Origin of the sequence: Agromyces sp. NPDC058110, assembly GCF_042884735.1 — a bacterium.
Lineage (GTDB): Bacteria > Actinomycetota > Actinomycetes > Actinomycetales > Microbacteriaceae > Agromyces.
This window is the reverse complement of the sequence record NZ_JBHVTI010000001.1, coordinates 108,470-132,388: the sequence shown is the minus strand read 5'-3', so window position 1 is coordinate 132,388 and position 23,919 is coordinate 108,470. Positions and strand designations below refer to the sequence as shown.

The following is a 23,919-nucleotide window of genomic DNA, read 5'->3' as shown; positions in this document are numbered from 1 at the left end:
CCTTTCGGCTCAAGTCTACGGGCGGGGTGCGACAGCGCCCGGGCCTCGCTCGGTCCAGAGCGCGAACCCGCCGTCACCGTTCGACGTGAGCAGGGCCGTACCGCTCCGATCGCTGCGCACCGGCACCGTGCCGGCCTGCGCGAGCAGGTCGAGCAGCCCATCGGTCGGGTGCCCGTAGCCGTTCTCGACGCCCACGCCGATGATGCCGATCGTCGCGGAGAGCTCCTCGTAGAGCCGCTCGCTCTGGTCGGCCGAACCGTGGTGCGCGACCTTCACGAGATCGACCGGTCCGATCGGTGCGGCCCTGAGCATGCGGGACTGCGCCTCCTCGCCGAGGTCACCGAGGAGGAGGGCGCGGCCGAAGGGGCCGTCGAGTTCGAGCACGACGCTGGCGTCGTTGCCCGGCATCGTCTCGGGCGGCGGCCAGAGCACCCGCCAGCGCGACGCGCCGAGCGCGCCGCGACGGCCGGACTCGACCTCGACCGCGTCGGCACCGCCGGCCACGAGCGGGTCGAGCACGCGGGCGGATCGCTCGCCGTCGAGCGGGCCGTGCACGACCGTCGACACCATGCCGACGACGGCGGGGCTTCCTGCGACGTGGTCGGCGTCCCAGTGCGTCAGGACCAGCAGGTCGATCGTCTCGACGTCGAGCAGCTCGAGGCACGCCCGCAGCGCCGACGGGTCGGGCCCGGTGTCGAACAGTGCCGTCGCCCCCTCGGAGCGCACGAGCACGGCATCGCCCTGGCCGACGTCGCAGTTCGCGACATCCCACCGGCCCGGATGCGTGGCCCTCGCGACCGCCGACGGACCGAGCACGACGCCGAGCGGCACCGCGACCAGCAGCACGAGGGCCGTGGCGACCGCGCGGCGCACCGCGGGCCTGCGGCGGCGCGAGAGGAGCAGCCAGAGGCCGGCGCAGGTCGCGAGGAGCATGGTGACGGCGCCCACGGCGTCGGGCAGCCACGGCAGGCGCCCTCCGGGCAGCGCCGTTGCGCCGTGCGCGACGAGCGCGATCCACGATGCGGGCACCCAGGCGACCTGCAGGAACGCGAACCCGACCGACGGCAGGAACGGCAGCACGAGGCATCCGAGCATGCCGACGATCGTGCCGACGGGGGCGGCGGGCGCGGCGAGGAGGTTCGCGGGCACGCCGTAGACGGCGACAGCGGGGTCGAGCAGCACGAGCACGGGCTGGCACGCCAGCTGCGCGGCCACCGGAACGGCGAGCGACACGGCGAGCGGAGCGGGCATCACGTCGGCAAGACGCCTGGCGAGCGGACCGGCGAGCAGGAGCAGACCCGCCGTCGCGGCCGCCGACAGCGCGAAGCCGTAGTCGCGCGCGAGCCACGGGTTCTGCGCGAGGACGAGCACCACCGCGAGCGACAGCGCCGACACCCCGCCCGACCGTCGGGAGGACGCGACGCCGACGAGGATCACCACGGCCATCGCCGCGGCCCGCACGACGCTCGCCTGCGGCGTCACCAGCACCACGAAGCCCGCAAGGGCGACCAGCGCGACCACGACCCTCGTGCGCCGACCGAACCCGCACGCGGCCGCGAGCCCGAAAGCCGCCGCCGTCACGATCGCGCAGTTCGCCCCGGAGACCGCGGTGAGGTGCGTGAGGGAGCTCGCCTTCATCGCCGCGTCGAGCTCGGCGCCGACCGCTGACGTGTCTCCGATCGCCAGCCCCGGCACGAGGGCCGCCCCGTCGCCGTCGAGCCCCTTCGCGGCATCCGCGAACCCGTGCCGGAGGGTGGACGCCCAGTCGAGCCACGGCGGCGGACCTCCGACGACCTCGACCCGATCGGGTGCGACGAGGCGGAACGCGTTCGGCTCCTCGGCCGGGAGCGGCTGCACGCGAACCCGGAGCGCGACCCGGGTACCCCACTCGACGCCCGTGGTCTCCGGAACGCCGACGGTGACCGGAACCGGCCCGACGGGCTCCCCGCCGACGCTCACGAGCACTCCGTCGATCTCGACCATCGGTTCGTCGGCCGCCCAGACCGCCGCGCGCATCGGCTGCGGGGCGTTGGTCGCCTCGACCACCACCGCGACCGTGCTCCTCGTCTCGGCGGCCGTCGCGAGCGGCGACCGCGCGCGCTCCGCGAGCTGCGTCGCCGCGCTCGTCGCCGCCATGGCCGAACACGAGAGAGCCACGAGCAGTCCGGCCGCCACGGCTGCGCCCGACACGCGCCGTCGGGCCCGTGCGGGTGGGATGCGGGCGAGAGCCGCATCTGAGCCGGTGGGATCGCACCCGCGCCGGCGACGCCCGAGCACCCGGCCCCCCGCGAGCACGACGAGCACCGCCGCTGCGGCGCCCCAGAGCGACCACGCGACCGCCTGCGCGTCGACGCCCGCCGACGGCAGGGTGATCGCCGCCCATGCGGCGACCCATGCGCTGCACGCGGGCAGCAGCAGGCGGAGGTCGTGCACTCAGAGCGCCACGAGGTCGGAGAGCCCGGAGAATACCGCGTCGCCGATGCCGGTGACGTCCATCAGCTGGTCGACGCTCGTGAAGGGCCCGTTGGCCTCGCGGTAGTCGAGGATGCGCTGCGCGAGCGCGGGCCCGATGCGCGGCAGCGTGTCGAGCTCGGCGACGCCCGCGGTGTTCAGGTGCACGAGTCCATCGGACGCCGCGCCGCCACCGCCCGCGGCACCCGCACCGGCGCCCGCCGCCTCGGCCGCGGGAACCTCGCCGATCGCGAGGACGACCAGCTGCTCGCCGTCGACCACAGGCCGCGCGAGGTTGACGCCGGCAGGATCGGCGTCGGCCGTGAACCCGCCGGCGGCTGCCACGGCGTCGACCACCCGGGCGCCCGCGTCGAGCTCGACCAGGCCCGGTCGTGCGACGGCGCCCAGCACGTGCACGAGCAGCGGCAGCGGCGCATCGACGGTTCCGCCCGGCAGCTCGTCGGCATCGGCACCGCCCGACCGACTCGCGGCGGCCGCACTCCCGGGCGCGTCGGAGCCACCGCCGTCGACCGCGGACGGCCCACCGATGACCTGCTGCACGCCGCCGCCGCCCGAGGAGAACGAGATGACGGCCGCCACCGCGACCGACGCCACGAACAGCACCACCGCCGCACCCACCGCGAGCCGCACCCTCGGCCCCGCGCGGCGGGCCGCGGGGTCGAGCGCGGTGAGGTCGAGCGATGCGACGTCGATCGCGCCGACCGCAGCACTCGGGACGGGCTCGGGCGCGTCTCGCGCGAGGGGTTCAGCGGGCATCCCCGCACGCTACCGACGGCCCGGACAGCACGGCGGCCGGCCGGGCCGGAGCCCGACCGGCCGCCGCCGATCGCCTGCTGGGGAGGAGCGGTCGCCCCTCCGGGGGCACGTCAGCCCTTGATGGCGATGTTCACCAGGTTCGGCGCACGCACGATGACCTTCACGATCTCGCGGTCTCCGATGGTGCGGGCCACCGCCTCCGACGCCCGCGCGAGTGCCTCGAGCTCCTCGCCCGAGATCTTCGGCGACACCTCGATGCGGTCGCGGACCTTGCCGCTGACCTGCACGACGGCCGTCACCGACTCCTCGATGAGGAGCGCGGGGTCGGCCTTGCGCCACGGCACGAGGGCGACCGTCGGCTGGTAGCCGAGCCGCTCCCACATGTCTTCCGCCGTGTACGGCGCGAACAGGTCGAGGATCATCGCCGTGACCTCCGCGGATTCGCGGACCGCCGCGTCGCCCGCACCGACGCCCGAGTCGATCGCCTTGCGGGTCGCGTTCACGAGCTCCATCAGTCGTGCGACGACGACGTTGAACTTGTACGCCTCGATCAGGCCGGGCGCGTCGGCGAGCAGCCGGTGCGTGATGCGGCGGAGCGCCGTGTCTCCGGTCTTCCACTCGACGTCGGGGCTCGAGGTGACCTCGCCGGCGATGCGCCACGCACGGGCCAGGAACTTCGCCGCGCCGGTCGGCGAGACATCCGCCCAGTCGATGTCGTCTTCGGGCGGCCCGGCGAACGCGAGCGTCACGCGCAGCGCGTCGGTGCCGTGGGCGCGCAGCTCGGACGCGAACTCGACGAGGTTGCCCTTCGACTTCGACATCTTCGAGCCGTCCATGAGCACCATGCCCTGGTTGAGCAGCGACGTGAACGGCTCGGTGAACCCCAGGTATCCGGCGTCGAAGAGCACCTTCGTGATGAAGCGCGAGTAGAGCAGGTGCAGGATCGCGTGCTCGACGCCGCCGACGTACTGGTCGACCGGAGCCCACTTCTCGGCCTCGGCCGGGTCGAAGGCGACGCCCTCGTCGGTCGGGTTGAGGTAGCGCAGGTAGTACCAGGAGCTGTCGACGAACGTGTCCATGGTGTCGGAGTCGCGGCGCGCCGCTCCCCCGCAGTTCGGGCACGAGACGTTGACCCAGTCCTCGGCCGCGCCGAGCGGGCTGGAGCCCTTCGGCTTGAGGTCGAGACCGGCGGCGTCGGGCAGCCGCACCGGCAGCTCGCTCTCGGGAACGGGCACCTCGCCGCAGTCGGGGCAGTGGATGATCGGGATCGGGGTGCCCCAGTAGCGCTGGCGGGAGATGAGCCAGTCGCGGAGGCGGAAGTTCTTCGCGGCGCGGCCGAGCTCGCGCTGCTCGAGCAGCTCGATGACGCGGCGGATCGCGTTCGACTTCGAGAGGCCGTCGAGCGGACCCGAGTTGATGAGGCGGCCCTCGCCCGTGAGCGCGACGCCCGTCTCGCCGGGGTTCAGCGGGGGCAGGTCGTCGGGCAGGTAGGGCACGCCGTTCTCGTCGAGCGGGATCACCGGGATCACGCCCGTGACGGGCTGGTTCGTGTCGACGACCACGCGCACCGGCAGGTCGAACGCGCGCGCGAAGTCGAGGTCGCGCTGGTCGTGCGCCGGCACGGCCATGATCGCGCCGTGGCCGTAGTCGGCCAGCACGTAGTCGGCGGCCCAGATCGGCATGCGCTCGCCGTTCACGGGGTTGATCGCGTACCGCTCGAGGAAGATGCCCGTCTTCGGGCGCTCGGTCGAGAGGCGGTCGATGTCGCTCTCGGTGCGCACCGAGTCGAGGTAGCCCTCGAAGCGGGCCTTCACCTCGTCGGATGCCCCGGCGGCGAGTTCTGCGGCCAGCTCGGAGTCGGGCGCGACGACCATGAACGTCGCGCCGAAGAGCGTGTCGGGCCGGGTCGTGAACACGGGGATGCGCTCGTCGCGCCCCTCGATCTCGAACTCGACGTCGGCACCGGCCGAGCGGCCGATCCAGTTGCGCTGCATCGACAGCACCTTCGAGGGCCAGGCGCCCTCGAGCTGGTTCAGGTCGTCGAGCAGGCGGTCGGCGTAGTCGGTGACGCGGAAGTACCACTGCGTGAGGGCCTTCTTCGTGACGACGGCGCCGCAGCGCTCGCAGTGGCCGTCGACGACCTGCTCGTTGGCGAGCACGGTCTGGTCGTTGGGGCACCAGTTGACCTGGCCGGCCTTGCGGTAGGCGATGCCCTTCTCGTAGAGCTTCAGGAAGAGCCACTGGTTCCAGCGGTAGTACTCGGGGTCGCTCGTGTGCAGCTCGCGGCTCCAGTCGAACGACGGCGCGTACTGGCGGAAGGAGCGCTTCTGCTGGTCGATGTTCTCGTAGGTCCAGCCGCGGGGGTCGACGCCGCGCTTGATGGCCGCGTTCTCTGCGGGCAGGCCGAACGAGTCCCAGCCGATGGGGTGCAGCACGTCGAAGCCCTGGTGCCGCCAGTAGCGTGCGACGATGTCGCCGTAGCCGAACGCCTCGGCGTGGCCCATGTGGAGGTCGCCCGAGGGGTACGGGAACATGTCGAGGATGTACTTGCGCGGCTTCGTGTCACCGGGGCGACCGGCCGCGAACGGCTTCGCCTCGTCCCACACCGGCAGCCACTTCTCCTGGATGGCGGCGAAGTCGTATGCTCCGGGGTCGACCTCGTGCTGATCGTGTGCCACGTGACTCTCAATCGTGTCGATATGCGGGCTTCCCGCAGTGCTTTCGGGGTGCGCCAGACGTCGACGCACCGGTCATCAAGCCTACTCACTCGCGATGGGCGCGCGCCCCACGCGAATCGGGCGCACCGCGAGGTGTCCCGACCGGCCCGTCAGCCGTTCGCGGCACCCTCGGCGCCGAGCACCGCGAGCAGCGCCCTGGCCTTGACCCGGGTCTCCTCGACCTCCTCGGCCGCGACCGACAGCGCCGTGATGCCGCCGCCCGTGCCGATCGAGGCGCCGGTCGGGCCCAGCACGATCGACCTGATGACCATCGCGAGGTCGAGCGAGCCGTCGACCGCGAGGTATCCGAAGGCCCCGGAGTAGACGCCGCGCGGGCCACCCTCGAGCTCGTGCAGGATGCGCATCGCGCTGTGCTTGGGCGCCCCCGTCATCGATCCGGCCGGGAACGCCGAGCGCACCGCGTCGACGGCGGTGAGCGGATGCCGGAGCCTGGCGCGCACGGTCGAGACGAGCTGGTGCACGTGCGGGTACTCCTCGACCGCGAGCAGACTCGGCACCTCGACCGTGCCGAGCTCGGCGATGCGCCCGAGGTCGTTGCGCATGAGATCGACGATCATCAGGTTCTCGGCTCGCTCCTTGTCGCTCTCGTGGAGCTCGCGTCGCAGGCGCCGGTCGCGCTCGGGGTCGTCGTGCCGCGGGCGCGTGCCCTTCATGGGCTTCGTCGAGACGACGCCGTCGGGCGTGACGTGGAGGAACAGCTCGGGCGACGCGCTGAGCAGGGCGTGGTCGCCCAGCCGGACGTAGCCGCCGTGGTGGGTCGGGCTGGAGTCGCGCAGCGCCAGGTACGTGCTCGCGGGGTCGGGCCGCACGTCGACGTCGACGCGGTTCGTGAGGCACAGCTGGTAGGCGTCGCCGCGGTGGATCGCCTGCTGGCACTCGCCGATGAGGCGCGCGTACGTCGCCGCGTCGTGGCGCCAGCGCGCGGGCACCGGCGCCGTCGGGCCTGGTCCGGGCACGGGCGACGGGCGCGCGGATGCCTCCGGCTGCACCGCCTCGTCGGCGACGCCGGGTTCGGCGGACGTGCGTGCGAGCCGCTCCCAGACGGCGACCAGCTCGTCGGCCCAAGCCCCGGCCGCAACACCGTCGCCGCCGTCACCGTCGCCGTCGCCGTCGCCGTCGAGCCACACCAGCTCGGCCTCGCGCTCGGCGTGGTCGAACACGACCGCCCGATCGACCCAGAGGAACGCGGCGTCGGGCGTCTCGGCGACGGCCGAGGGAACCCCGACCAGCTCGGCGCCGAGCTCGTAGCCGAACCAGCCGAACCAGCCGAGCGGGCGCACGGCGCCGCCGCCGTCGCGTTCGCCGATCGGGTCACCCGCGCTCGTCGGATGCTCCGCGAGACGCTCGGCGAGGGCCTCGAACAGGTCGCGCACGTCGGCGGGGCGCGTCTGCACGGCGGCGTCGGCCGACACGGGTCGCGACGACGAGATCGTGCCCGCCGCGACATCCGCCGTCAGGAGTTCGCTGCCGGGGTGCGCGACGGCGATGACGCTGATGCCCGAGGTCGCCTCGGCCCCGCCGTCGAGCCAGACGACATGGGTGGCATCGGTGCAGTGCGCGCGGAAGAGCAGGTGCGGATCGAGCCACCCGTCGAGCCGGCGGCGTCGGATTCGGCGCGGCATCCGTTCAGCCTACGTCGTCGAGCGGCCGTCGAGGCGCCCTCCCGTGATGGTGAACGCGCGGTCGACGAGGCGTTCGTCGACCGGCGCGTGCGAGATGACGAGCACGGTGCGGCCCGACTCGCGCGCCGCGGAGACGAGATCGTGCATGAGCGCGTCGGCCTGCGCGGCGTCGACGTTCGCGGTCGGCTCGTCGAGCACGAGCACCGGGAACCCCGCGAGCGTCGCCCGCGCGAGCGCGATGCGCTGCGCCTGCCCGCCCGACACGAGCGATCCCCGCTCGCCGACCTGCGCGTCGAGGCCGCCGCGGTCGGCCACCCACTCGCGCAGGCCGACCCGATCGAGTGCGTCGAGCAGGTCGGCATCGGTCGCGTCGTCGCGTGCGAAGAGCAGGTTCTGGCGCACCGACTCGTCGAAGAGCCACGGCCGTTGCTCGACGAGCCCGACGACCCGACGCAGCTCGTCGGGGTCGAGATGCGACGCCTCGACGTCGCCGATCCGGTACGAGCCCCCGTAGTCGAGGAAGCGCACGAGCACGTGCGCGAGCGTCGTCTTGCCCGCCCCCGACAGGCCGCGGAGCAGTACGCACTCCCCCGGAGCGAGGTCGAGGTCGACGTGCTCGAGCGCGGTTCCGGATGCCGCGTCGGGCCGGTTCGACGCGCCGTCGCCGCCCGTCGGGGCGTCGGGCCGGTCCACGAGCTCGGGCCAGCTCGCGCGGACGCCGCGGAGGCTGATGCCCGGCGGCACGGGGCCGCTCGGTGCGGTCGCGGGTTCGGCCGGCGCCGTCGGGATGCCGGCGGGCACCCCCTGCGGCACGGCCGACTCGACGCGCGCCGCACTCGCGCGGGCCTGGCGCCACGCGGTCGCCGCGAGCGGGATCGCCGCGGCGACCTCGGCGATCGCGAGCGGCACGAGCGCGAGCACCGCGAACTCGGGCCCGCCGAGTCGACCGGCCTCGAGCAACGGGGCGGCGGCGGCGAGGCTCGCGGCCACGGCGAAGCCGCCGATCGCCGTCATCGAGGCGGATGCCGCGCCCGACGCCATGACCCGCGCCCTCGTCGCCCTGGCCAGCCGCTCGCCGAGCCGATCGATGCGGTCACGACTCGCGTCGGCCGCGTCGAACGCGACGAGCACATCGACGGACTGGACGTGCTCGAGCATCGCCGCCTGCAGGTCGCCGCGGAGCGGGGCGAGCTCGCGCTCCGCCCGGATCGCGGCGGCACGCTGCGCCAGCAGGGTGAGCGCGATGCCGACGACGAGGCACACGAGGATCGCGAACGCCGATGCGGGGGCGAGCAGCGCCACGCCCACGATCGCCGCGACGAGCACGATCGCCGCGCTGACGAGCGGCTGCACGACGCGGAGCGGTACGTTCTGGAGTTCGTCGACGTCGTCGACGAACCGCGCGAGCAGGTCGCCGCGCCGTGCGCCTGCAAGCCCGTCAGGGGCGATCGGCAGCATCCGCTCGAAGACGCCGGTGCGGATCACGGCGAGCTGGCGGAACGACGCGTCGTGCCCGGTGAGCCGTTCGAGGTACCGGAACACGGCACGGCCGAGGGCGAAGGCCCGCACGCCGACGACCGCGACCGAGAGGTAGAGCACGGGCGGCTGCTCGGCGGCCCGTGCGATGAGCCATGCCGAGCACGCGAGCAGCGCGATCGCCGACAGGCCCGAGACCATGCCGGTGAGCACCGACGGGGCGAGCCTCGCCGCCGAGGGGATGGCGGCGCGAAGGGTGGCGGTGCCGCGCTCAGACATGCGCACCCGCCAGCTCGAGCGTGCGGTCGGCTGCGGCCGCGAGCGCACCGCGATGGGTCGCCACGACCACGACGCGTCCCTCGGCCGCGAGCTCCCGGAGTCCGGCGGCGATCGCGGTCTCGCGCGCGGGGTCCTGCGCGGAAGTCGGCTCGTCGAGCAGCACGACGCGGGCCCCGGTCGCGAGCGAGCGATGCAGCGCGCGCGCGATCGCGACGCGCTGCGCCTGTCCACCTGAGAGCCCGGTGCCGCCCGGGCCGACGGGGGTCGACGGGTCGAGGTCGACCGCGGCGAGCCGCATCGCCCGCGCGAGCAGCGCCCGGTCGGCGTCGTCGATGTCGGCGTCGTCGGCGCCGTCGGCGCCGTCGGCGCCGTCGGCGCCCAGCCGCACGTTGGAGCCGACCGTGCCGGCGAAGAGCGTGGCGCCCTGCGGCGACCAGGCGATCGAGGCGCGGGCCGTCGGCCCCGGCGGCACGCCGTCGACGAGCACGTCGCCCTCGATCGGCGCGTAGCCGAGCAGGCCGGCGAACAGGCTCGACTTGCCGATGCCGCTCGGACCGGTCACGGCGACCACCTCGCCGGGGGCGGCCGCGAGATCGAGCCCGTCGATGACGACCCGACCGTCGCGCAGCACCCGCGCGCCGGCGAGCCGGAGTCCGACGTGCGGGGCATCCGCGGCCCCGCCCACGCCCGCGTGCGGGGCGGCATCCGGAACCGCGGCCGTGCGGGCACCGCTCGGATCCTTGCGGCCCGACGATGCCGCCCCGCCCGGCGCGCCCGCGGCCCTGAGCAGCTCGAACGCGTCGTCGGACGCGGCGACCCCGGCCGACGACGCGTGGAACGCGGCGCCCACGTTGCGCACAGGCAGGAAGATGTCGGGCGCGAGGATCAGCACGAACAACCCGGGCAGCAGGTCGATCTCGCCCCAGACGAGCCGGAAGCCGATCGACACCGCGACGATCGCGACCGACAGGCTCGCCGCGAACTCGAGCACGAAGCCCGACAGGAACGTCACGCGCAGCACCGCCATCGTGCGCCTGCGGAACTCGTCGGTCACCGCGCGGATGCGCTCGACCTGGCGCCGCGCCCGGCCGAAGACGATGAGCGTCGACAGGCCGCCCACGACTTCGAGGAAGCCGTGCGAGAGCGAGGCGAGCGTGTCGTACTGCCTGCGCTGCACACCGGCGGTGGCCATGCCGATGAGCGCCATGAAGAGCGGGATGAGCGGCAGCACGATCACGAAGACGAGGCCCGACAGGGGGTCGGCGAGCCACGCGACCGCGATGAGGATCGGCGTCGCGACGACCGTCAGCACGAGCTGCGGCAGGTACGAGCCGAAGTAGGCGTCGAGCGCGTCGAGCCCGGGCCCGAGCAGCGTCGCGATGCGCGAGCTCGGGAAGCCGGGCACCCCGGCCGGGCTCGACTCCGTCGCCTCGAGCACGTCGCGCCGCAGCTCCTGCTTCACGCGCATCGCACCCGCCGATCCGACGAGCTCCCACGCCCAGAAGGCGAGGGCTCGGACGGATGCCGCGACGACGAGCACCACGAGCAGCGGCCAGGCCTGCGACATCCGCTCGCCCGCGATGAGGCCGGACACGAGCGAGGCGAGCGCGTAGGCCAGCGCGATCGTCGCGGCCGCCTGCACGAGTGCCAGCAGCGCACCGACGGCGAGGAACCTGCGTGCGGCGCGCGAACGCCGCACGAGTCGAGGATCGAGAGGTTTCACGTTCAGTGCGCGGGGGCGGCCTCGATCGAGGCCCGCGACACGCGCTTGCGGAACACCCAGTACGTCCAGCCCTGGTAGAGCAGCACGATCGGCAGGGTGAAGACCGCGACCCAGGTCATGACCGTGAGCGTGTACTCGGTGCTCGAGGCGTTCTCGATCGTGAGGCTGTTCGCCGGGTCGTTCGAGGCGGGCATCACGTCGGGGAACAGCGCGGAGAACAGCGCGAGCACGGCGGTGGCGATGGTGATCGCGAGCAGCGTGAACGCGATGCCCTCGCTGCCGCGGAGGTTCGCCAGCCACCCGCCGATGAGCGCGAGCGCGGCCACCGCGGCGAAGATCCAGAACCAGAGCGTGCCGAACGCGAGGCCCGTCCACAGCAGGAACGCCGCCGCGACCACGATCGTCACGAGCCCCGAGCGCACGGCGAGCTTCTGCGCACGCTCGCGCAGGTCGCCCTCGGTCTTGAGCGACGCGAACACGACGCCGTGCGTGAAGAAGAGCAGCAGGGTCGTGAGGCCGCCGAGCAGCGCGTACGGGTTCAGCAGCGTGAACAGGTTTCCCGTGAAGTTGTGGTCGGCGTCGAGGGGCACCCCCGCGACGATGTTCGCGAACGCCACGCCCCAGAGCAGCGCGGGCACGGCCGAGCCGACGACGATCATGCCGTCGAACCACGCCTTCCACTTCGAGTCGGGCCGCTTGTGCCGGTACTCGAACGAGACGCCGCGCGCGATGAGCGCGAGCAGGATCAGCAGCAGTGCGAGGTAGAAGCCCGAGAAGAGGGTCGCGTACCACTCGGGGAACGCCGCGAACAGCGCCGCGCCCGCGACGATGACCCAGGTCTCGTTGAGGTCCCACACCGGGCCGATGGTGTTGATGAGCACGCGACGGTCGGTGTCGTCCTTGCCGAGGAACGGCAGCGACATGCCCACGCCGAAGTCGAACCCGTCGAGCACGAAGTACCCGACGAACAGGAACGCGACGATCCAGAACCAGAGAGTTGCGAGATCCATTTCGGGGCCTTCCTCAGTACACTGTCGTGGCGGGTTCGACCTTGCCGGTCTCGGGATCGGGCGCCCCGACCTCGGGCGGCCCCTTGCGGATCGCCTGGATGATCAGGCGCACCTCGACCACCGCGAGGATGCCGTAGATGAGCGTGAACGCCACGAGCGAGATCAGCACGTCGAGCCCGGTCACGTAGGGCGAGACGCCCGACTCGGTCTTCATCAGGCTGAACACGATCCAGGGCTGTCGGCCCATCTCGGTGAAGACCCACCCGACGCTCATGGCGGCGAGCGAGAGCGGGAAGCTCCAGATCGCGACCTTCCAGACCCAGGCCTGCTTCGGCATGCGGCCCTTGCGCGTGAGCCAGAGGCCGACGACGGCGACGAGCACGTGCGCGAGGCCGAGGCCGATCATCCAGCGGAAGGCCCAGTACGTGACCCAGAGGATGGGCGCGTAGTCGCCGGGGCCGAACTGCTGGGTGTACTGCTGCTGCAGGTCGTTGATGCCCTCGACGCAGCCGTCGAACGTGTGCGTCGACAGGAACGAGAGCAGGTACGGGATGCGGATCGAGAACAGTTCGCTCGACCCGTCGGGCGTGCCGAGCGTGAAGATCGAGAACGACGCGTCGGCGCCGCAGACCGTGTCGAACGTGGCCTCGGCGGCGGCCATCTTCATGGGCTGCGTCGCGACCATCGCGAGGCTCAGCTGGTCGCCGAAGAGCGTGGTGAGCACGCCCGAGCCGACCATGAGCCACATGCCGAACTTGAGCGCCGGCCGCATGGTGTCGAGGTGCTGGTTGCGGGCGAGGTGCCAGGCGGCGGCGCTGATGATGAGGCCGGCTGCGACCATGAAGCTGGCCGCGATCGTGTGCGGGAATGCGGCCAGTGCGACCCGGTTGGTGAGCAGCGCCCCGATGTCGACGAGCTCGGCACGCCCGCTCTCGGCGTTCATCTCGTAGCCGACCGGGTTCTGCATGAACGCGTTGGCCGCGATGATGAAGTACGCCGAGAGGATCGTGCCGACGGCCGTCGCCCAGATCGTCGCGAGGTGCACGCCGCGGGGCAGCTTGTCCCAGCCGAAGATCCAGAGGCCGATCATGGTCGCCTCGAAGAAGAACGCGAGCAGGCCCTCCATCGCGAGCGGGGCGCCGAACACGTCGCCGACGAATCGCGAGTACTCCGACCAGTTCATGCCGAACTGGAACTCCTGCACGATGCCGGTCACGACGCCCATGGCGAAGTTGATCAGGAAGATGTTGCCGAAGAACCGCGTGATGCGCAGGTACTCGGTCTTGCCCGTGCGGAACCACGCGGTCTGGAACACGGCGGTGCTCGTCGCGAGGCCGATCGTGATCGGCACGAACAGGAAGTGGTAGACGGTGGTGAGGCCGAACTGCCATCTGGCCAACAGCAGCGGATCGAGCAAGTCGTTCACGGATGCCCCTTTCACGCGTGACAGCGTCGCGAAACGTTCTTCTACAGAGCGTAGAACATTCAGGCAGTCGGCGGTAGCCTTGATGCATGGCGAGTCTTGGCGAGTTGGAGCGCTCCGTGATGGAGGTGCTCTGGAACACCGACGCCGACCTGTCCGCGAACGAACTGCGCGACGCGTTGGCGCTCCGCGACGACGCCTCCGGCCGTGCGGTCGCGACGACGACGGTGCTCACCGTGCTCTCGCGCCTCGAGCGCAAGGGCTTCGTGTCGCGCACGCGCGAGCAGCGCCCGCACCGCTATCGCGCCCTGCTCTCGCGCGAGGAGCACACCGCAGAACTCATGCACGAGGTGCTCGACCGCTCGAGCGACCGCGACGCCGCCCTCGCCCGATTCGTCGGCACGGTCTCGGCGGGCGAGGCGGCGACGCTCCGCCGCCTGCTCGACGAACTCGCGAACCACTGACCATGATCGCCCTCGCGATCGCCCTCGGCGCACTCGCCGTCGCCCTGGCCTGGCCGGTGCCGATGGCCCTCTCGCGCGCCGCGTGGCCCGCCGCCTCGCCCGCGCTCGCGCTCGTGCTCTGGCAGGCCATCGCGCTCGCGGGCGCCGGCTCGATGATCGGCTCGCTGCTCGCCTTCGGCGCGTCGCCCGCCGGCTCGCTCGACGCCGCCATCGGGCACCTGGTGCCGTCGTTGCTGCACGGATCGATCCCGCCCGAGTACGCGGTGGTGCACCTCGCCGCGATCACGCTCGCGATCGGCCTCGCGGTGCACCTGCTGCTCAACCTCGGCCAGACGATGGTGCGGGCCGAACGCGAACGTCGCCGCCAGCACCAGCTCATCGCCCTGCTCGGCGACCCCATGCCCGGCGTCCCGCGCACCCGCGTGCTCGCGCACCCCGAGCCGCTCGCCTACTGCGTGCCGGGCATCCGCACGGCGACCGTGATCACCGACGGACTCGTCGACGCCCTCCGGCCCGACGAGCTCGCGGCGGTCATCGCGCACGAACGGGCGCACCTCGACCAGTTCCACCACCTCGTCCTGCTGTCGTTCCGCGCGTGGCACAGCGCACTGCCCTGGTTCCCGATCGCCAACCGCGCCGAGCGGGCGGTCGCGCTGCTCACCGAGATGCTCGCCGACGACGCCGCCAGGCGCGCGGTCGGCGACCCGACGCTCTACTCGGCGATGGTCCTCGTCGGCACCTCCGGCGAACCGGGCGCCTACGCCGACTCGGGCGGCGTCTCCCCCGATCGCGCCATGCTCGACGCGCGCCTGGCCCGCCTCGGAATCACCCCGTAGTCTGATGCACCGTTCAGCGGCCGCGGTTACGCTCGAACGATGAACGAGATCCTCGACTGGATCCTGAGCACGGTGCAGAGCGTCGACCCGATCGCACGCACGCTGCTCGCCGGCCTGGGCATCATGTTGGAGACCTCGGTGCTCATCGGGCTCGTGGTTCCCGGCGACACCATCGTGCTCGTCGCGTCGACCGCCGTCGAAGGCGTCGGCGAGTACCTCGCACTCACCGTCACGGTCATCATCGGCGCACTCGTCGGCGAGAGCATCGGGTTCGCGCTCGGCCGGTGGTTCGGCCCGCACATCCAGCGGTCGCGGCTCGGCCGCCGCATCGGCGAGCAGAACTGGCATCGCGCGCAGGTCTACCTCGCGCGTCGCGGCGGCCCCGCCGTCTTCGTCTCCAGGTTCCTGCCCGTGCTGCACTCGCTCATCCCGCTCACCGTCGGCATGAGCGACATGCGCTACCGCAAGTTCATGGCGTGGACCGTGCCGGCCTGCGTGATCTGGGCGTTCGCCTACGTCACGGTCGGCTCCGCGGCCGCCGGCGGCTACCGCGAGCTCAGCCGCGACCTGCACTGGGCCGGCTACCTCTTCGTGGCCGTCATCGTGGTGTTCCTCGTCGTCGTGTGGGCGGTCAAGCGCTGGCTGTTCCGCTCCGAGGCCCACCACATGACGGATGCCGCCGACGCCGCCGATTCCGACGCCGGCGCGGCCTCCGGCACCCCGAGCGACGACGAAGGACCGGATGCCACGGCATCCGGCCCCTCGAATCCGACGGTCAGCGCGTAGCGCCTCCCTCGTCGTCGCTCAGAAGAGCGCCTTCTCGGCGAGCCAGTCCGAAGCGATCTGCTCCTCGGACTGCTGCTCGTTCACGCTGAGCCCGTTCAGCGCCACGAGGTCCTCGGGCGTGAGCGCCGCGCTCACGGTGTTGATGATCTCGGCGATCTCATCGGTCACCTTGTCGCTGACGACCGGCACGACGTTCGACGCCAGGAACAGGCCCTTGGGATCGGCGAGCGTCACGAGGTCGTTCGCCCCGATATTCGGGTCGGCGCTGTAGATGTTGACCATCTGCACCTGGTCGTCGACGAGCGCCTTGAGCGTCAGCGGTCCGCCGCTGTCCTCGATCGGCGTGAACGCCACGTCGACGCCGTAGACAGACTTGAGACCCTCGGGCCCGTAGGGTCGCGTGGCGAGCTCGGAGTTGCCGCCGAGCGTGATCGGCGTGGTCACGCCGGCGAGGTCCTCGAGGCTCGTGACGCCGTTCGCGTCGGAGAACGCCTTGGTGACGTTGTACGAGTCCTGGTCGGTCGCGGGCGACTGGTCGAGCACGCGAATGCCGTCGGGGAGGGCATCGGTCAGGGCGGCGTACACGTCGTCGCTCGTCTTCGCCTCGGTGTCGGGCACGTAGTACTGGAGGAGGTTGCCCGTGTACTCGGGGAACAGGTCGATCGACCCGCTCTCGATCTCGGGGATGTAGACCTCGCGCTGGCCGATGCGGAACTGGCGGTCGACCGTGATGTCGTTCGCCTCGAGCGCCTGGGCGTAGATCTCGGCGATGATCGCGTTCGAGTAGTAGTCCTGCGAACCGATCACGATCGTGGGCGAGTCGCTCGAACCGCCCGATCCGCTGTCGAGCGGATCACCGGAAGCACACCCTGCCAGGGCCACTGTCGCCCCGACCGCGACCGCCGCGAGTGCGGCGAGCCGGCCTTTTCCTGCTGTGAACATTGCATTTCCCTTCGGTTCGGGTCACCCCGTGACCGCTCGGGGCCGGGCCGGCCTCGAACGGAGCTCTCTGGATCGCGTCGCCCGCACGCCCTTCGGCACGGCCAGGCGTTGGATCACGGCGAACGTGCCGTCGACCACGAGCGCGAGGGCGATCACCAGAATGGAACCGCCGAGCATCTCGGCGTAATCCCTTGTCTTCAAGCCTTCGAAGATGTAACGGCCCAGACCCTCGTCGGCGATGTAGGCGGCGAGGGTCGCCGTGGCGATGACCTGCACGGAGGCCGAGCGGATGCCTCCCACGAGGATCGGCAGACCGAGCGGCAGTTCGACGCCGCCGACGATCTGGATCTCGCGCATGCCCATCGCACGCGCTGCGTCGACGGTGCGTCGGTCGACCGACTCGAACCCGGCGTAGGCCCCGGCGAGCAGCGGCGGGATCGCGAGGATCACGAGCGCCAGGATCGGCGCCGTCAGCCCGATGCCGATCCACAGCCCGAACAGGGTCAGCACGCCGAGCGTCGGCAACGCCCGCAGCCCGCCGGACACGAGCACCGCGACCTCCCGACCCCGACCGGTGTGTCCGATCACGGCACCGACGGGCAGGGCGATGAGCGCGGCGATGACGAGCACGACGCCCGAGACCGCGAGGTGCTCGGCGAGGCGCTGCGGGATGCTTCCGGGGCCGACCCAGTGGGCGGGGTCGAAGATCCACGCGAAGCCCTCGGCGAAGACGTTCATGCGACGCCACCCGCCCCGGGCGCCCGACCGGGTGCGGCCTGGTCGATCGAGGCGCCGGCACGCGGCATCCGCCCTCGTCGCCGCACCTTGGGGGCTGTGGTCCACGGCAGCAGCAGCCGTCCGAGCAGCACCGCCGCGAGGTCGAGTACGACCGCCAGCACGATGGTCGCGACGATGCCGGTGACGATCTCGGCCTGGATGCCGCGCTGGAACCCGTCGGTGAAGAGGCTGCCGAGGCTCGGCACGCCGATGACCGCGCCGACCGTGGCGAGGCTCACCGTGCTCACGATGACGACGCGGAGGCCCGAGAGCAGCACGGGCCCGGCGAGCGGCAACTCGACGCCCCAGAATCGGCCGGCGGGCGAGTAGCCGAGCGCAGTCGCCGACTGGCGCACGTCGCGCGACACCGAGTCGAAGGCGTCGGCGGCGGTGCGCATCATGACGGCGACGCCGTAGATCGTCAGCGCGATCACGAGGTTGAGCGGCGACCGCACGCCGAACCCGGTGATCGCCGGCAGCGACACGAAGAGCGCCAACGACGGGATCGCGTAGAGCACGGCCGCGACCGACAGCAGCACGCCGCGCGACCAGGCGTACCGGTGCGCGACCCACCCGAGCGGGATCGAGATCACGAAACTCAGCATGATGGCGGGCACCGACAATGCCAGGTGCACGAGCATCAGCTCGCCGACGTGATCGAGGTTCGACCAGAACCAGGTCACGAGGCGAGCACTCCCGCCGGTCGCCCGTCGCCGTCGACGACGACCCGCCGGCCGTCGACCTCGGTCACGTGCAGGGCGCGCTTGCCCCGGTCGGCGCCGACGAAGTCGCTGACGAACGCGTCCGCGGGCGAGGCGAGGATCTCGGCCGGCGACGCCGCCTGCGAGATGCGCCCGCCCTGCTGCATGATCACGACCTGGTCGCCGAGCAGGAACGCCTCGTCGATGTCGTGGGTCACGAAGACGACGGTCTTGCCGAGCTCGGCCTGCAGGCGCAGCAGCTCCTGCTGCAGCTCCGCGCGCACGATGGGGTCGACGGCGCCGAACGGCTCGTCCATGAGCAGGATGTTCGGGTCGACCGCCAGCCCGCGCGCGACGCCGACGCGCTGCTGCTGCCCGCCCGAGAGCTGGGAAGGGTACTTGTCGGCGAGCGACCGATCGAGACCGACGGTATCGAGCAGCTCGAGCGCGCGGGCGCGGGCCGTTCGCCTCGACACGCCCGTCAGCACGGGCACGGTCGCCACGTTCTCGACGACGGTGCGGTGCGGCAGCAGGCCGGAGTTCTGCATCACGTAGCCGATGCCCCGCCGCAGCCGGACGGGGTCGAGCGTGGCGACATCCGTGCCGTCGATGAGCACCTGGCCCGCGGTGGGATCGACCATGCGGTTGATCATGCGCAGGAGCGTCGTCTTGCCCGAACCCGACGACCCGACGAGCACGGTCGTCGTACGGGGCTGGATCACGATGTCGACGTGCTCGATCGCGAGCGTGCCGTCGGGGTACTGCTTCGTGACACCGCGGAACTCGATCATGGCCGCCTCACACCCTGTTCGAACGATCGTTCGAACTGCAAGTCACCAGCCAAGCACCGAATGCGGTGTCAGGCAACGCGGCGGGCGCGCGCGTCGAAAGACGGCGTCACGGATGTCACGGCCGGCGCGTCGGGCGGAGGGCTCCGGGTACCGCGACGCGTCGGTGGGCCGCACGACGCCCCGGCTCACCGACGGCTCGCCGAGGGATCGCCGTCGCCGACCGAGCGTCAGGCGGCGTTGGTCGCCGCTCGCGGAGCCCCGAGGTGCTGGCGGAGGTAGGACTGCACGAGCGAGCGGGCCTCGTCGAGGTACCGCTGCTCGCCGTCGACCGAGCGCTCGAACGCCCGGTTGATGAGCGAGTCGGCGACCTCGAGCGCGATGCCGATGCGGAACCGCAGCTCGTCGGCCTCGAGGTCGATCTCGAACTCGTCGGCGATCAGCTCGGCCATGCGCGCGGCGAACTCGGGCTCGTGGTCGTCGCCGCGGTCGCGTCGACCGGCGTGCACGACTGTGAAGCCGGGCTCGTCGCGGTAGAGCGAGATGCACGCGTCGAGCGAGAGGTCGATGATGTCCCACCAGGTCGCGGGCGACTGCCGCGCGAGCTCGTCGGCGACCCGCTCGCGGAAGCGACGGATCGCCCGCTCGCGCAGGGCGTCGACCACCGCGACGCGGTCGGGGAAGTAGCGGTACACCGTGCCGATCGAGGCGCCGGCGCGCTCGGCGACCATCTGGGTCGTCAGGCGCTCGAAGCCGGACTCGTCGACGATCTCGGCCGCGGCGTCGAGCAGCGCGTCGAGTCGCTGCGAGCTGCGTCGCTGCGTGGGCTCGGTGCGGACTGAGCGTTTCCTGCTCGAATCGGCCCCGAGGATCAGGTCGACATTCGGCACGGAACCTCCTCAGTTTGCGGGCTCAACTCTACCGGCCGTCGAACCCGCCCGATGACCACGCAACCTGTGCGTTTCACGTACGTTCCATTGGGCATGACAGACTGAGGGGATGCCGGCGAATCCCCCAGATCCGGCCGGATCCCCTGAGCTGCAGGTCCGGCACCGCGCCGCGCGCGTCGAAGACTGGATCCACGACCTGCACGTGCGCTGGGCGCGCCGCCGTGGGCAGGTGCCCACGGTGGTTCCGTACACGGGCTACGGGTCGACCGAATGGGTGCGCGTGCTGTGCCGCGTGCTCCTCAGTAAGCCGATCTCGGCCGACGAGACGTCGCCGCGTCGTCGCAAGCGGCGCGAGCAGGGCATCCGCGGCTGGCGCAGCTTCACGAGCGCGCCGGTCGGCGACGTGCCCGTGACGATCGAGGTCGGCGGCCAGCGCATCGAGGTGCGCACCGATCGCGGCGGCGTCGTCGACACGCGGATCCCGGTGTCGTTGGCGCCCGGCTGGCACGAGGCGACGCTCAGCACCCCCGGCTCCGAGCGCGTCGGAGCACCGATCCAGATCCTCGATCCCGAGGTCTCGTTCGGCATCATCTCCGACGTCGACGACACGGTCATGGTCACGGCGCTCCCCCGCCCGTTCGTGGCGTTCTGGAACACGTTCGTGCTCGACGAGCACGCCCGCATGCCCACGCAGGGCATGTCGGTGCTCTACGAGCGCCTGGTGCGCGCCCATCCCGGCGTGCCGGTGCTCTACCTCTCGACCGGCGCCTGGAACGTCGCGCCGACGCTCAACCGGTTCCTCTCCCGCAACCTCTATCCCGCCGGCCCCTTGCTGCTCACCGACTGGGGCCCGACGCACGACCGCTGGTTCCGCAGCGGCCGCGCGCACAAGGAGGAGAACCTGCGTCGTCTCGCGAGCGAGTTCCCTGGCGTCAAGTGGCTGCTCATCGGCGACGACGGCCAGCACGACGAGGTCATCTACGCGGACTTCGCGGCCGAGCATCCCGACAACGTCGCCGCGATCGCGATCCGGCAGCTCTCCAAGGGCGAGGCCGTGCTCGCGGGCGGTCGCGGCAAGGCCTCGCAGGTCGAGGTCAGCGTGCCGTGGGTCTCGGCGAGCGACGGGTCGACCATGGCCGACCAGCTCGCCGAGGCCGGCATCCTCTAGCCGTCGCCGGCGGCCGACCCGCGGCGCGCTTCCGAGCTGCCACGACCCGAGGCTGCGACGGCTCCTAGGCTGCGACGACGGATGCCGCGGCGCCGCGTTCGCGACGGATGCGGGCGAGTCCGCGATTGATCTGGCGGCCCCAGAACGGACCGCGGTAGATGAACGCGGAGTAGCCCTGCACGAGGTCCGCTCCCGCGTCGAGGCGGGCCTGCACGTCGTCGGCCGTCTCGACGCCGCCGACCGAGATCACGCACATCGCGTCGGGCACGTTCGCCCTGACGAGGCGGAGCACCTCGAGCGAGCGCGCCGCCAGCGGTGCTCCGGAGAGCCCGCCCGCGCCGATGCGCTCGACCTCGGCGTCCGACGCGCGGAGCCCCTCGCGCGAGATCGTGGTGTTCGTGGCGATGATGCCGTCGAGGCCGAGGCGCGAGGCGAGCTCGCAGATGCGCACGACCTCGTCGTCGACGAGGTCGGGCGCGATCTTCACGAGCAGCGGAGTCGTCCCCGCTGCGGCACGAACGGCCTCGAGCAGCGGCGCGAGCGCGTCGAGCTCCTGCAGCCCGCGAAGGCCCGGCGTGTTCGGCGAGCTCACGTTCACGACCAGGTAGTCGGCGTACGGGGCGAGCACGCGCGTGCTCCGCTCGTAGTCGCCCACGGCGTCCTCGACGGCCGTGACCCGGCTCTTGCCGATGTTCACGCCGAGCACGGGCCGGTGCCGACGACGAGCCAGCCGCGAGAGGCGGCCGACCGCGGCATCCGCACCGCCGTTGTTGAAGCCCATGCGGTTCACGAGCGCGCGGTCGCCGACGAGGCGGAACAGGCGCGGACGCTCGTTGCCGGGCTGCGCGATCGCCGTGATGGTGCCGACCTCGACATGGCCGAAGCCCAGGTTGCCGAGCCCGCGCACCGCGAAGCCGTCTTTGTCGAAGCCCGCCGCGACGCCGAACGGCGACGGGAAGGTGCGACCGAGCACCTCGACCGCGAGCGCGGGATCGGGCTTCGTGAACTGCTCGACCACCCTTCCGAAGCCGAGCGCGGGCAGTGCGCGGATGACGCGGAACGCGAGGTGGTGCGCGTCTTCGGGGTCCATGCGGGACAGGAAGAGCGAGAAGAGGAGTCGGTACATACCGCCTGACAGGCTATCGGAGTTCGGAGCCCGTCGAACGCGCGCTACTCGACCGGTCGCGCCGGCAGGCGCCCGTGCGCCTCGCGCAGCTGGCCGATCGCGGCCTCGAAGTCGTCGAGCGACTCGAACGCCTGATACACGCTCGCGAACCGCAGGTAGGCCACCTCGTCGAGGTCGCGCAGCGGCGGCAGGATCGCCAGGCCGATGTCGTTCGCGTCGATCTGGGAGGTGCCCGTCGAGCGGATCGTCTCCTCGACCGTCTGCGCGAGCAGCGCGAGGTCGGAGTCGGTCACCGGGCGGCCCTGGCACGCCTTCTTCACGCCGAGCACGACCTTCTCGCGACTGAACGGCTCGGTGACGCCGCTGCGCTTGATGACCGAGAGGCTCGCGGTCTCGGTGGTGGAGAACCGGCCCCCGCACTCGGGACACTGCCGACGACGACGGATCGAGAGACCGTCGTCGCTCGTGCGGGAATCGATGACTCGGGAATCCGGGTGGCGGCAGAACGGACAGTACATGGTGGTTCCAGCCTAGCGGGGCGCGCGCGACCGGAACCCGAGCCGGTTACGCGGGCGGGGTCGTGCCCGTCGGAGCAGGTCGTGCGGTCGGCCCGTCACGCCTCCCGGTCGAACCGGGCCGTGACCGCCTCGCCGTGCGCGGGCAGGTCCTCCTCGGCCGACAACGTCGCGATCACGGGGGCCACCTCGCGGAGCGCGGCCGCGTCGTAGCGCACGACCTGCTGCGGTCGCAGGAAGGTCGCCGCCGACAGACCGGACACGTGCCGGGCGGTGCCGCCCGTGGGCAGCACGTGGTTCGAACCCGCCGCGTAGTCGCCGAGGCTCACGGGCGAGTAGGGGCCGACGAAGATCGCGCCCGCGTTCTCGATGCGCGCGAGGGTCGCGTCGACGTCGGCGACCTGGATCTCGAGGTGCTCGGCGCCGAACGCGTTCGCGAAATCCGCGGCCCGCTCGAGATCGTCGACCAGCACGAGCGCCGACTGCGGGCCCTCGACCGCCGTGCGCACGCGAGCCGAGTGCTTCGTGGCGACGACGCGCGCTTCGAGCCTGGCCAGCACGGCCTCGGCGAAGGCGGGCGAATCGGTCACGAGCACGGATGCCGCGAGCTCGTCGTGCTCGGCCTGGCTCACCAGGTCGGCCGCGACGAAGTCGGCGTCGGCGCTCGCGTCGGCGATCACGAGGATGTCGGTGGGGCCCGCCTCGGCGTCGATGCCGGTGACCCCGGCGACGAGGCGCTTCGCTGCGGCGACGAACACGTTGCCGGGCCCGGTCACGCGCTGCACGGGCAGCAGGCCGAGATCGGGCACCCCGTAGGCGAAGGCGCCGATCGCTCCGGCCCCGCCCATGGCGTAGACCTCGTCGACGCCGAGCAGCGCGGCGACCGCGGCGATGGTCGGGTGGATGCGCCCGCCGTGATCGGCCTGCGCGGGCGAGGCCAGCGCGATCGAGCGGACGCCGGCGACCTGCGCGGGAACCACGTTCATGACCACGCTCGACGGGTACACCGCCTTGCCGCCCGGCACGTAGAGGCCGACCCGCTCGACCGGCTGCCACCGCTGCTCGACGACGGCACCCTGCGCGAGCACGGTCTTGACCGGGGCCGGCACCTGGGCGGCGCTCGCGGCGCGCACCCGTTCGATCGTGGACTCGACCGCGGAGCGCACCTCGGGGTCGAGCGCCTCGAGCGCCGCACGCAGCTCGTCGGCCGGCACGCGGATCGCCTCGGGGCGCACGCCGTCGAAACGCTCGGCCTGCTCGAGCAGTGCCCGCTCTCCGTGCTCGCGGACCTCGTCGATGATGCGCGCAGCCGGTGCCAGCGCTGCGGAGACGTCGGTCTCGGCGCGCGGGACGAGCGCGAGCAGCTCGGCAGTGGTCGGACGGGATCCGCGGAGGTCGATGGTGCGCAGCATGATGCATCCAGCGTA

At 72.2% G+C, this 23,919-nt stretch carries 20 protein-coding genes; 4 read left to right on the top strand and 16 right to left on the bottom strand.

Features of this window, described 5'->3' with window-relative positions:
• Positions 1-15: 15 nt before the first annotated feature.
• The 8 genes from ACFVS8_RS00640 to ACFVS8_RS00605 all read right to left on the bottom strand — a co-directional run bounded on the left by ACFVS8_RS00640 (position 16) and on the right by ACFVS8_RS00605 (position 13,502).
• Complete coding sequence (locus ACFVS8_RS00640; RefSeq protein WP_387056668.1) at positions 16-2,433, bottom strand: ComEC/Rec2 family competence protein; 2,418 nt, start codon at positions 2,431-2,433, stop codon at positions 16-18.
• Positions 2,434-3,228 (bottom strand): ComEA family DNA-binding protein, encoded by a 795-nt coding sequence (locus ACFVS8_RS00635; protein ID WP_387056667.1) that lies wholly within the window; start codon positions 3,226-3,228, stop codon positions 2,434-2,436. It lies immediately after the preceding gene.
• A gap of 110 nt (positions 3,229-3,338) precedes the next feature.
• Complete coding sequence (gene leuS, locus ACFVS8_RS00630) at positions 3,339-5,906, bottom strand: leucine--tRNA ligase (RefSeq protein WP_387056666.1); 2,568 nt, start codon at positions 5,904-5,906, stop codon at positions 3,339-3,341.
• A gap of 149 nt (positions 5,907-6,055) precedes the next feature.
• The gene (gene pabB, locus ACFVS8_RS00625; RefSeq protein WP_387056665.1) at positions 6,056-7,588 is read right to left on the bottom strand and encodes an aminodeoxychorismate synthase component I; all 1,533 of its coding nucleotides are present in this window, start codon (positions 7,586-7,588) and stop codon (positions 6,056-6,058) included.
• Between the two features lie 9 nt (positions 7,589-7,597).
• Positions 7,598-9,343: an amino acid ABC transporter ATP-binding/permease protein gene (locus tag ACFVS8_RS00620; RefSeq protein WP_387056664.1), complete on the bottom strand. Its 1,746-nt coding sequence runs from the start codon at positions 9,341-9,343 to the stop codon at positions 7,598-7,600.
• Positions 9,336-11,042 (bottom strand): thiol reductant ABC exporter subunit CydD, encoded by a 1,707-nt coding sequence (gene cydD, locus ACFVS8_RS00615; protein WP_387056663.1) that lies wholly within the window; start codon positions 11,040-11,042, stop codon positions 9,336-9,338. The genes ACFVS8_RS00620 and cydD overlap by 8 nt, the downstream gene beginning before the upstream one ends.
• A 26-nt stretch (positions 11,043-11,068) precedes the next feature.
• The gene (gene cydB / locus ACFVS8_RS00610; RefSeq protein WP_387056662.1) at positions 11,069-12,076 is read right to left on the bottom strand and encodes a cytochrome d ubiquinol oxidase subunit II; all 1,008 of its coding nucleotides are present in this window, start codon (positions 12,074-12,076) and stop codon (positions 11,069-11,071) included.
• 13 nt (positions 12,077-12,089) lie between these two features.
• Entirely contained in the window at positions 12,090-13,502 is a 1,413-nt protein-coding gene (locus ACFVS8_RS00605; protein WP_387056661.1) for a cytochrome ubiquinol oxidase subunit I, read from the bottom strand.
• 86 nt (positions 13,503-13,588) lie between these two features.
• On the opposite strand from ACFVS8_RS00605, the gene ACFVS8_RS00600 reads away from it, so the two are divergent.
• From ACFVS8_RS00600 to ACFVS8_RS00590, 3 genes are read left to right on the top strand one after another with little or no spacing between them, the layout of a single operon-like run.
• Positions 13,589-13,963, top strand: coding sequence for a BlaI/MecI/CopY family transcriptional regulator (locus tag ACFVS8_RS00600; RefSeq protein WP_387056660.1), 375 nt, complete (start codon positions 13,589-13,591; stop codon positions 13,961-13,963).
• A gap of 2 nt (positions 13,964-13,965) precedes the next feature.
• Complete coding sequence (locus ACFVS8_RS00595) at positions 13,966-14,799, top strand: M56 family metallopeptidase (RefSeq protein ID WP_387056659.1); 834 nt, start codon at positions 13,966-13,968, stop codon at positions 14,797-14,799.
• A 39-nt stretch (positions 14,800-14,838) separates the two neighbouring features.
• Entirely contained in the window at positions 14,839-15,585 is a 747-nt protein-coding gene (locus ACFVS8_RS00590; protein WP_387056658.1) for a DedA family protein, read from the top strand.
• 18 nt (positions 15,586-15,603) lie between these two features.
• Here the strand turns inward: ACFVS8_RS00590 and ACFVS8_RS00585 are convergent, their stop codons facing one another.
• From ACFVS8_RS00585 to ACFVS8_RS00565, 5 genes are all read right to left on the bottom strand, one after another.
• The gene (locus tag ACFVS8_RS00585) at positions 15,604-16,527 is read right to left on the bottom strand and encodes an ABC transporter substrate-binding protein (RefSeq protein ID WP_387056657.1); all 924 of its coding nucleotides are present in this window, start codon (positions 16,525-16,527) and stop codon (positions 15,604-15,606) included.
• A gap of 21 nt (positions 16,528-16,548) precedes the next feature.
• Positions 16,549-17,265, bottom strand: coding sequence for an ABC transporter permease (locus ACFVS8_RS00580; protein WP_387056656.1), 717 nt, complete (start codon positions 17,263-17,265; stop codon positions 16,549-16,551).
• Positions 17,262-17,987: an ABC transporter permease gene (locus ACFVS8_RS00575; RefSeq protein WP_387056655.1), complete on the bottom strand. Its 726-nt coding sequence runs from the start codon at positions 17,985-17,987 to the stop codon at positions 17,262-17,264. The genes ACFVS8_RS00580 and ACFVS8_RS00575 overlap by 4 nt, the downstream gene beginning before the upstream one ends.
• Entirely contained in the window at positions 17,984-18,796 is an 813-nt protein-coding gene (locus ACFVS8_RS00570) for an ABC transporter ATP-binding protein (RefSeq protein ID WP_387056654.1), read from the bottom strand. The genes ACFVS8_RS00575 and ACFVS8_RS00570 overlap by 4 nt, the downstream gene beginning before the upstream one ends.
• A gap of 227 nt (positions 18,797-19,023) precedes the next feature.
• The gene (locus tag ACFVS8_RS00565) at positions 19,024-19,683 is read right to left on the bottom strand and encodes a TetR/AcrR family transcriptional regulator (RefSeq protein ID WP_387056653.1); all 660 of its coding nucleotides are present in this window, start codon (positions 19,681-19,683) and stop codon (positions 19,024-19,026) included.
• Positions 19,684-19,792: 109 nt separating this feature from the next.
• Between ACFVS8_RS00565 and ACFVS8_RS00560 the strand changes: the two genes are divergently transcribed.
• A complete protein-coding gene (locus ACFVS8_RS00560) occupies positions 19,793-20,851 on the top strand; it encodes an App1 family protein (protein ID WP_387056652.1) in 1,059 nt (352 codons plus the stop codon).
• A 64-nt stretch (positions 20,852-20,915) separates the two neighbouring features.
• Here ACFVS8_RS00560 and ACFVS8_RS00555 read toward each other — a convergent pair whose 3' ends face one another.
• From ACFVS8_RS00555 to hisD, 3 genes are all read right to left on the bottom strand, one after another.
• A complete protein-coding gene (locus ACFVS8_RS00555; protein ID WP_387056651.1) occupies positions 20,916-21,977 on the bottom strand; it encodes a quinone-dependent dihydroorotate dehydrogenase in 1,062 nt (353 codons plus the stop codon).
• 44 nt (positions 21,978-22,021) lie between these two features.
• A complete protein-coding gene (nrdR, locus tag ACFVS8_RS00550; protein ID WP_387056650.1) occupies positions 22,022-22,495 on the bottom strand; it encodes a transcriptional regulator NrdR in 474 nt (157 codons plus the stop codon).
• A 95-nt stretch (positions 22,496-22,590) separates the two neighbouring features.
• Positions 22,591-23,904 (bottom strand): histidinol dehydrogenase, encoded by a 1,314-nt coding sequence (hisD, locus tag ACFVS8_RS00545; protein ID WP_387056649.1) that lies wholly within the window; start codon positions 23,902-23,904, stop codon positions 22,591-22,593.
• Positions 23,905-23,919 lie beyond the last annotated feature (15 nt).

What these genes read in the sequence shown, in the direction of transcription:
- ACFVS8_RS00590 (WP_387056658.1), top strand. Translation starts at nt 14,839, where the DNA reads ATGAACGAGATCCTCGACTGGATCCTGAGCACGGTGCAGAGCGTCGAC.
- hisD (WP_387056649.1), bottom strand. Translation starts at nt 23,904, where the DNA reads ATGCTGCGCACCATCGACCTCCGCGGATCCCGTCCGACCACTGCCGAG.
- ACFVS8_RS00585 (WP_387056657.1), bottom strand. Translation starts at nt 16,527, where the DNA reads ATGTTCACAGCAGGAAAAGGCCGGCTCGCCGCACTCGCGGCGGTCGCG.
- cydB (WP_387056662.1), bottom strand. Translation starts at nt 12,076, where the DNA reads ATGGATCTCGCAACTCTCTGGTTCTGGATCGTCGCGTTCCTGTTCGTC.
- ACFVS8_RS00635 (WP_387056667.1), bottom strand. Translation starts at nt 3,228, where the DNA reads ATGCCCGCTGAACCCCTCGCGCGAGACGCGCCCGAGCCCGTCCCGAGT.
- ACFVS8_RS00620 (WP_387056664.1), bottom strand. Translation starts at nt 9,343, where the DNA reads ATGTCTGAGCGCGGCACCGCCACCCTTCGCGCCGCCATCCCCTCGGCG.
- ACFVS8_RS00600 (WP_387056660.1), top strand. Translation starts at nt 13,589, where the DNA reads ATGGCGAGTCTTGGCGAGTTGGAGCGCTCCGTGATGGAGGTGCTCTGG.
- ACFVS8_RS00555 (WP_387056651.1), bottom strand. Translation starts at nt 21,977, where the DNA reads ATGTACCGACTCCTCTTCTCGCTCTTCCTGTCCCGCATGGACCCCGAA.
- nrdR (WP_387056650.1), bottom strand. Translation starts at nt 22,495, where the DNA reads ATGTACTGTCCGTTCTGCCGCCACCCGGATTCCCGAGTCATCGATTCC.
- ACFVS8_RS00595 (WP_387056659.1), top strand. Translation starts at nt 13,966, where the DNA reads ATGATCGCCCTCGCGATCGCCCTCGGCGCACTCGCCGTCGCCCTGGCC.
- ACFVS8_RS00560 (WP_387056652.1), top strand. Translation starts at nt 19,793, where the DNA reads ATGCCGGCGAATCCCCCAGATCCGGCCGGATCCCCTGAGCTGCAGGTC.
- pabB (WP_387056665.1), bottom strand. Translation starts at nt 7,588, where the DNA reads ATGCCGCGCCGAATCCGACGCCGCCGGCTCGACGGGTGGCTCGATCCG.
- ACFVS8_RS00580 (WP_387056656.1), bottom strand. Translation starts at nt 17,265, where the DNA reads ATGAACGTCTTCGCCGAGGGCTTCGCGTGGATCTTCGACCCCGCCCAC.
- ACFVS8_RS00570 (WP_387056654.1), bottom strand. Translation starts at nt 18,796, where the DNA reads ATGATCGAGTTCCGCGGTGTCACGAAGCAGTACCCCGACGGCACGCTC.